This is a genomic window from Variovorax sp. CF313, from assembly GCF_000282635.1.
Classification (GTDB): domain Bacteria; phylum Pseudomonadota; class Gammaproteobacteria; order Burkholderiales; family Burkholderiaceae_C; genus Variovorax.
In genome coordinates this window covers 1-1,627 of sequence record NZ_AKIW01000172.1, presented here as the reverse complement: position 1 = coordinate 1,627, position 1,627 = coordinate 1, and the positions used below count along the sequence as shown (strand labels likewise).

The window sequence follows — 1,627 nt, the reverse complement described above, 5'->3', positions numbered from 1 at the left end:
TGGTGCTCGATGCACTGCCGCTGAACGCCAACGGCAAGGTGGACCGCAAGGCGCTGCCTGCGCCCGAGTTCAGCAGCGACAGGGCGTACGAAGCGCCCGAAGGCGAAGTCGAACAGGCCCTCGCAGCCATCTGGGCCGAAGTCCTGCAGGTCGAGAAGGTCGGCCGCCATGACAACTACTTCGAGCTCGGCGGCGATTCCATCCTGAGCCTCAAGGTGACCGCGCGCGCGGCCAGGGCCGGCGTGCCGCTGAACCCGCGTCAGGTGTTCGAACACCAGAGCCTGTCTCGCATCGCGCGCGCCGTGCAGGGCGGCCAGCCTTCGGAAACGCAAGCGATCCCCGTGCTGACGGCGGCGCAGCGTGCCGGCACGCTGGCGCTGTCCCATGCGCAGATGCGCCAATGGTTCCTGTGGCAGTTCGACCCGCAGAGCACGGCGTACCACATCAGCGGCGCGCTGAAGCTGGCGGGCCCGCTCGACGTGAGCGCCGTGCGCGCGAGCTTCGACGCGCTGGTGCAGCGCCACGAGTCGCTGCGCACCGTGTTCCGCACCGACGCGCAAGGCCTGGCCGAGCAGGTGATCCGAGAAGCCGCTCCGCTCGACATCGCGGTGGTCGATCTCTCGGCGCTGCGCAACGAGCGAGAGCGCGAAGCGCGCAGCAACGAAGAAGCCTCGCGCCTGAGCCACACGCCCTTCGACCTGGCCGAAGGGCCACTGCTGCGTGTTGGCCTGATCCGCCTGGCGCCCGAGGAACACATGCTCGTCGTGGTGATGCACCACATCGTGTCCGACGGCTGGTCGATGCAGGTCGTGGTCGACGAGTTCGTCGCCCAGTACGGCGCGCACATGCAAGGCGCGACCGCAGCACTGCCGCCGCTGCCGATCCAGTACGCCGACTACGCCGCATGGCAGCGCGACTGGCTGGAGGCCGGCGAGCGGGATCGCCAGCTGGCGTACTGGAAGCAGCACCTCGGCACCGGTCAGCCCGTGCTGCAACTGCCCACCGACCGCGCACGCAACGCGGATGGCCGCTACACCGCGGTACGGCACGGCTTCGAACTGCCGAACGATCTGGTTCGCAAGCTGCACAAGCGCTTGCAGGCCCAGGGCGCGACGCTGTTCATGGGCCTGCTTGCAGGCTTCCAGGTGCTGCTGAACCGCTACACCGGCGAGCCGGACGTTCGCGTAGGCGTGCCCATTGCCAACCGGCACCGGGCGGAGACCGAGAACGTCATCGGCTTCTTCGTCAATACGCAAGTGCTGCGCAACGTGCTGGACGGCCGCGAAAGTCTGTCGCAGGTGCTGGCCCGCGCGAAAGACGCGGCCCTCGGCGCGCAGGCGCATCAGGACTTGCCTTTCGAGCAACTGGTGGAAGCGCTGCAGCCGGAACGCGTTCCTGGTGCGAACCCGCTGTTCCAGGTGCTGTTCAACCATCAGCGGGGTGACGCTGCTGCGCTGCAGGGTATACCCGGCCTGACGTTGACCGAGTGCGACCTGGGGGCGCAGGCGGCGCAGTTCGAACTGACGCTGGAAACCACAGAGGACGCCGATGGCCGCGTGCGGGTGAGCCTGCGCTATGCAGCGGAATTGTTCGAGCCGCGGAGCATGGAGCGCATGGCGGACCATTA

1 protein-coding gene is annotated in these 1,627 nt (G+C 68.0%); it reads left to right on the top strand.

Translation table 11 applies throughout. From position 1 onward, the window contains the following. The coding region (locus tag PMI12_RS27765; RefSeq protein WP_042674634.1) for a condensation domain-containing protein at positions 1-1,627 on the top strand (1,627 nt) is incomplete at both ends.